The organism is Ilumatobacter sp. (assembly GCF_049588435.1).
Taxonomy (GTDB): Bacteria; Actinomycetota; Acidimicrobiia; order Acidimicrobiales; family Ilumatobacteraceae; genus Ilumatobacter_A.
The window spans coordinates 1-6,308 of the sequence record NZ_JBAVYV010000251.1 but is presented as its reverse complement, the minus strand read 5'-3'; the positions used below and the strand labels follow the sequence as shown (position 1 = coordinate 6,308).

Genomic DNA, 6,308 nt, shown 5'->3' with positions numbered 1-6,308 from the left:
GCTCGATCTGCAGGCCGGCGGTCGGCTGCGCGAGGACATCGACCCGATGGAGGTCGCACTCCAGATCAGCGATCGGTACCAGAGCCTCTGGGAGGAGCTGACCGCCTCGCAGGACTTCGCGCCCGGCGACACGCACACGATCGACCAACGCCTACGACGCCTGCACGATCTCGGCTTCGACGTCGAGGAGATGGACATCGTCGACGACGCCGGCGAGGGCCATCTGCGATACATCCCTCGCGTCGTCGAGCACGGTTTCCACGCCGAACGTCTCCGCGCCCTCACGGGCCTCGACACGACCGAGAACCAGGCCCGCCGGCTGCTCGGGGACATCCGCTCCTTCGGCCAGGCCCTCAACCAGGACCGCCAGGCACGCATCGACGCGGGCGAGACGACCGGGTACGGAGGTGCGCCCGTGCGGAGCCTGCCCGCGAACGTCATCGCCGTGCGGTGGCTCGACGACCGCTTCGAACCGCTGATCGCGCAGATCCCACCCAAACTGTTCTCGAAGCTCGAACCCGCCGAGATCTATCATCAACTGCTCGAACACCGGTGGTTCCTGTCGGAGACCTCGGGCGCCGACGTGACACTCGAGGAAGCGCTGGTCTCCTACATCGACAACGTGTTGGCCTCGGCACCCGACGAAGTCACGATTGCGCTCGAGGAATCGAATTCTTCGCCTGCTGGATCGGATACGTTCCTCGGATATGAGTGAGATCATCGGCATCACCGGACGCGAGATCCTGGACAGCCGGGGAAACCCGACCGTCGAAGTCGAGGTCATCCTCGACTCCGGCGCCGAGAGCCGAGCAGCCGTCCCGTCCGGGGCCTCCACCGGCGTCCACGAAGCGGTCGAACTGCGCGACGGTGGCGAGCGCTACGGCGGCAAGGGCGTCCTGACCGCCGTCGGATTCGTCAACGACGAGATCGCCGACGAGTTGATCGGCTACGACGCGCTCGACCAGCGTCTCGTCGACCAGGTGATGATCGACCTCGACGGCACGGACAACAAGGCCAGGCTCGGGGCGAACGCCATCCTCGGCACCAGCCTCGCGATCGCAAAGGCTGCCGCGATCGAACTCGACATGCCGCTGTACCAGTACATCGGCGGCCCGAACGCTCACGTCCTGCCGGTGCCGATGATGAACGTGATCAACGGCGGGGTCCACGCCGACAACTCGATCGACTTCCAGGAGTTCATGGTCATGCCGGTCGGGGCGCCGAGCTTCTCCGAAGCCCTGCGCTGGGGCACCGAGACGTATCACGTCCTCAAGAGCGTGATCGCCGATCGTGGCCTGTCGACCGCCGTCGGCGACGAGGGCGGATTCGCGCCGAACCTCGACTCGAACGAGGAGGCGATCACCGTGCTCATCGAGGCGATCGAGCGAGCGGGGTTCACCCCCGGCGACGACATCGCGATCGCGCTCGACCCCGCCGTGTCCGAGATCTTCGAGGACGGGGCCTACCAGCTCAAGGGTGAGGGCAAGGTGCTGACGCCGAGTGAGATGTCGGCCTACTGGACCCGCCTCGTCGACACCTACCCGATCGTGTCGATCGAGGATGCCATGGACGAGGACGACTGGGACGGATGGGCCACGCTCACCGCTGCCGTCGGCGACCGGGTCCAACTCGTCGGTGACGACCTGTTCGTCACGAACGTCGATCGTCTCCGCACCGGGATCGAGAAGTCGGTGGCCAACTCGATCCTCATCAAGGTGAACCAGATCGGCTCGCTGACCGAGACGCTCAACACGGTGGACCTCGCGACGCGCCACGCATACACGTCCGTCATGAGTCATCGCTCCGGCGAGACCGAGGACTCCACGATCGCCGATCTCGCCGTCGCGACCAACTGCGGTCAGATCAAGACCGGGGCACCGGCCCGATCCGACCGGGTCGCCAAGTACAACCAGCTGCTGCGGATCGAGTCGATGCTCGGTGACACCGCCGAGTACCGCGGCCGTTCGGCACTCGCACCGATCCGCTGAACCGGTCCGGCCCGGCCGGATCCGATCCCGCTGGGCGCTCGATCGCACGGTGAGGAGGGCTTCGACCACCATCCGCAGCATTTCGGCCCGATTCCCGGTCCGATCTCGACCTCGACCACAGGTCGAATCGCAAGATGACCACCGAACCGGTCACGGCACTGCCACAATGGTGCGGTGCCCCGCTCGAAGACGACGTCGATCCCGCGCCCGGTCGAGGCGCCGGCCGCCGACGTCGGGCGTTCGCGCCTCGGTGACTTCACCCGACCGATCCCGGTCGAGAAGCGGATCTCCCAGCGACCGCGGGTGGCGCTGTTCACCGGATTGTTCGCACTCGGGATCCTCGCATTCATCGCGATCGCGGTGTTCGTGTTGCCGGTCGGAACGTGGCGCAGCCAAGGCGTCGACCTCGACCAACGCCAAGCACAGCTCGACGAGCTGCAGCGGGTGAACAACGAACTCGAGGCGGAGACCATCCGGCTCGAGACCCCGGACGGGATCCGTGAAGCTGCACGTGAGGATTACGGCTTCGTCGAAATCGGTGAGAATCGAGCCACCGTGCTGCCGCTTCCCCCGCTGCCGACCTTGCTGCCGGCCGGTTGGCCGTACAACGTGGTCACGCAGATCATGACGGTCCGCTCCACCGAGTCCTGACCGCTCGCGACCTCGGGACGATCGATTCCGACACCGCCGACGAGACACCGTGCCCAGCGGAGGTCCAACCGAGGTATTCCGGGACCGAGCACCGGACGGTACCCTCCCGGAGGTGACTCCGAGCGATGTCAGCACCGCACTGTCCGAGCAGGGCTACCTGCCCGACGAGGGGATCTCGACGTCGGTCTTCCTGGCGATGACCCTCCAGCGCCCCCTCCTGCTCGAAGGAGAGGCCGGCGTCGGCAAGACCGAGCTCGCGAAGGCGCTGAGCGCCGCGACAGGCGGGCAACTGATCCGGCTCCAGTGCTACGAGGGAATCGACGTCGCCCAGGCCGTGTACGACTGGGACTACGCCCGCCAGCTGCTGCACCTGCGCGCCGCCGAAGCGACGGGCGAGGCGCAGACGATGTCATCGGACGACCTCGAGACGCAGCTCTACGGCGAACGGTTCATGGTGAAGCGGGCCCTGCTGCGTGCGATCGAGCCGATCGAAGGTCCGCCGCCGGTCCTGCTCATCGACGAGATCGACCGAGCCGACGACGAGTTCGAGGCCTATCTCCTCGAGATCCTGTCCGATTTCCAGGTGACCGTGCCCGAGATCGGCGTGTTCCGCGCCGAACGGCCACCGTTGGTCGTGCTCACGTCCAATCGAACCCGTGATGTCCACGACGCGCTGAAGCGTCGCTGCCTCTACCACTGGGTCGAACATCCCGGCTTCGAACGCGAGGTGGCGATCGTGCGTCTCCGGGTGCCGGGAGTCGACGAGGGGCTTGCGCGCCAGGTCGCCGCAGCCGTCGAGGCGCTGCGCGAACTCAACCTGTACAAGCCCCCCGGGGTCGCCGAGACGATCGACTGGGCAAACGCCCTGGGACGTCTCGGGGCGACGAAGCTCGACGAACAGCTGGTGGTCAACACGCTCGGCACGGTGCTCAAGTACCGCGAGGACCATCAGCGGCTCGACCAGCACGGAGTCGGAGCGATCGTCAAGCAGGCCTTCGAGAAGGGGCTCCTGCACGGGTGAGCTGGGCCCCGCCGTCGGCCGACGAACGGGCCGTCCCCCGTCACGGCGACCCGGCGCGGATCGCGGTCGCCTTCACCCGCGTCCTGCGCGGTGCAGGATTGCGGGTTCCGACGAGCTCGACGCACACGTTCGCCGAGGCTCTCTGCGCGGTCGGGCTCGATGATCGCGCCGGCGTCTATTGGTCTGGTCGGGCGACCTTGGCACGAAACCCGGAGGACATCGACGTCTACGACCGGGCATTCGCGGTCTTCTTCGACCGTCGCGACGCACACGTCGACCCGGACGACGAGGAGCAACTGTCGATCACGATCGCCGTCGACGATGACGACGACAATCCGAGCGACGATGACGCAGGCGAACCGAACGACGATCCGACGATCGAGCTCCGCTTCTCGGCGAACGAGGTCCTGCGCAACAAGGATTTCGCCCAGTACAGCGCCGACGAGCTGGTGCAGGCCCACGAACTGATGTCCCGGCTGCGGTTGGTCGGGTCACCGCGCTCCTCACTGCGTCTCGAGACCACGCGCCGAGCGACGACCCGCCCCGACATTCGGCGCACCATGCAGGCGGCGCTGCGCACCGGCGGCGAACCGATCGAACGTCACCACCGCGCTCCGTCGACACGCCTGCGTCGACTCGTCATCCTGCTCGACGTGAGCGGATCGATGGAGCCGTATGCACGTGCCCTCCTGCGCTTCGTACACGCCGCAGTCGCAGGCCGACAGAAGGTCGAGGCGTTCGCACTCGGCACGCGACTCACCCGGCTCACCCGTGAACTCCAGAGCCGCGACCCCGATGTCGCACTCTCGGCTGCGACCGGGCGGGTCGTCGACTGGAGCGGTGGGACCCGACTCGGAGACGGCTTGCGTCACTTCAACGACGAATGGGGAGTACGCGGTCTCGCCCGCAACTCGATCGTCGTCATCCTCTCCGACGGCTGGGACCGCGGCGATCCCGAGACCCTGGCCGAACAGATGGAACGACTCCATCGCGTCACGCACAGGCTGGTGTGGGTCAATCCGCTCAAGGTGACGCCCGGCTACGCCCCACTCGCACGCGGGATGGCGGCGGCACTTCCCCACATCGACGCGTTCGTCGAGGGGCATTCCGTCGCCGCGATGGAAGAATTGACTCGCGTGATCAGCGAGTAGACACGACGACACCGCACCACCACCGCACCACCACCGCACGACCCGCATCACACCCGCATCCACGACCGCTCCGACGAGGAGGACGACAACATGAAGGACCTGCTTGCCGACATCGAGCGGTGGCGCCGCGACGGCGAACGAATCGCTGTTGCGCGCGTCGTCGACATCGAGGGCTCGGGCCCGCGCCTTCCGGGCGCAGCGATGGCCGTGACCGAGTCGGGCGAGGTCGCGGGAAGCGTCAGCGGCGGGTGCGTGGAAGGCGCGGTCGTCGGCGAGGCATTGTCGATCCTCGACGGAACGAGCACGGCGCGGGTCGTCACGTTCGGCTACTCCGACGACGAGGCGTTCGCGGTCGGACTCACGTGTGGCGGAACGATCCACCTGTTCATCGAGGAACTGGCATGGTGAGCAACGCCCCCGACACCCCGTTGTTCGATCACTACGCCCGACTGCTCGCCGACGAGAGCCCGGTCGCCCTCGTGACCGTCATCGAAGGCGAACACGTCGGTGCGAAACTGCTCGTCACCACCGACGGTGCCGACCCGCTGGGCACGCTGGGCCACCCCGATCTCGACCGAGTGGTCGCGCGCGACGCGCGCGCCGAACTCGAAGCGGCGAGATCCGGTGTGCGCAGCTACGGACCCGAGGGCCAGACGACACCCGAGGACCTCATCGACCAGACGACGATTCGCGTCTTCGTCGAGTCCCACGCTCCCGCTCCCCAGATGTGGATCTTCGGGGCGGTCGACTTCACCGCCGCGCTGGCACGCGTCGCGAAGGTGCTCGGCTACCGGGTCACCGTGTGCGACGCTCGTGAGGTCTTCGCGACCAAGCGCCGATTCCCGATGGCCGACGCCGTGCGCGTCACGTGGCCGACCCCCATCTTCGAGGAGCTGGGGGCCGACCTCGGGCCGCGAGACGCCGTGTGCATCCTCACGCATGATCCGAAGTTCGACGTTCCCGCCGTGCAGGGTGCCCTCGCCACGCGGGCCGGCTACATCGGGGTGATGGGGAGTCGCACGACCCACGCGAAACGGATGGAGCGCCTCGCCGACGTCGGTGTCGACGAAGCCGGTCTGGCCCGCCTGATGTCGCCGATCGGTCTCGATCTGGGCGCCCGCACACCCGAGGAGACCGCGGTCAGCATCTGTGCCGAGATCATCGCCCGGCGGACCGGCAAAGGCGTCCCGAGCCTCCGCGACGCCAGCGGCCCGATCCACTCCTGACCGATCCCCTCGATCCCGGGCACCCGCACGAACGATCCGGACCCACCCGCTCGGAGCCACTCACCCGGAGCCGAGCATCCGACGAGCATCCGACGAGCATCCGACGAGCATCCGAAATTTCGCCAGATCGTGACGGCCAGCGTCGGAATGCCTCGAAAAATTTCGGAGTCGGACCGGCGAGCAAACGAATCTCTGAGAGATCGTGGCGGGTGGCGTCACGATGCCCCGAAATTTTGACAGGGGCCGGGGCTTGCGGCGGGCGGGGCCGGGG

General features: G+C 67.4%; 7 protein-coding genes. All 7 read left to right on the top strand.

Annotated features, from left to right (window positions below; genetic code table 11):
- Positions 1-715 (top strand): DUF4032 domain-containing protein (locus WBV89_RS09870; RefSeq protein ID WP_423981169.1); only part of this gene is annotated, 715 nt, incomplete at its 5' end.
- Positions 708-1,988, top strand: a complete 1,281-nt coding sequence (gene eno, locus WBV89_RS09865; protein ID WP_423981168.1) for a phosphopyruvate hydratase — start codon at positions 708-710, stop codon at positions 1,986-1,988. The genes WBV89_RS09870 and eno, both read left to right, overlap by 8 nt.
- Positions 1,989-2,162: 174 nt before the next feature.
- The gene (locus WBV89_RS09860; RefSeq protein WP_423981167.1) at positions 2,163-2,639 is read left to right on the top strand and encodes an FtsB family cell division protein; all 477 of its coding nucleotides are present in this window, start codon (positions 2,163-2,165) and stop codon (positions 2,637-2,639) included.
- Between the two features lie 112 nt (positions 2,640-2,751).
- Positions 2,752-3,660: an AAA family ATPase gene (locus WBV89_RS09855; protein WP_423981166.1), complete on the top strand. Its 909-nt coding sequence runs from the start codon at positions 2,752-2,754 to the stop codon at positions 3,658-3,660.
- On the top strand, positions 3,657-4,811 hold the full coding sequence (locus WBV89_RS09850) for a vWA domain-containing protein (protein ID WP_423981165.1): 1,155 nt from the start codon (positions 3,657-3,659) through the stop codon (positions 4,809-4,811). The genes WBV89_RS09855 and WBV89_RS09850 overlap by 4 nt, the downstream gene beginning before the upstream one ends.
- A gap of 90 nt (positions 4,812-4,901) precedes the next feature.
- Positions 4,902-5,219 (top strand): XdhC family protein, encoded by a 318-nt coding sequence (locus tag WBV89_RS09845; RefSeq protein ID WP_423981164.1) that lies wholly within the window; start codon positions 4,902-4,904, stop codon positions 5,217-5,219.
- Positions 5,216-6,037: an XdhC family protein gene (locus WBV89_RS09840; protein WP_423981163.1), complete on the top strand. Its 822-nt coding sequence runs from the start codon at positions 5,216-5,218 to the stop codon at positions 6,035-6,037. The genes WBV89_RS09845 and WBV89_RS09840 overlap by 4 nt, the downstream gene beginning before the upstream one ends.
- Positions 6,038-6,308: the final 271 nt, after the last annotated feature.

Bases quoted from the DNA above. Each gene is read 5' to 3' on its own strand.
- WBV89_RS09845 (WP_423981164.1), top strand. From the start codon at position 4,902: ATGAAGGACCTGCTTGCCGACATCGAGCGGTGGCGCCGCGACGGCGAA.
- eno (WP_423981168.1), top strand. From the start codon at position 708: ATGAGTGAGATCATCGGCATCACCGGACGCGAGATCCTGGACAGCCGG.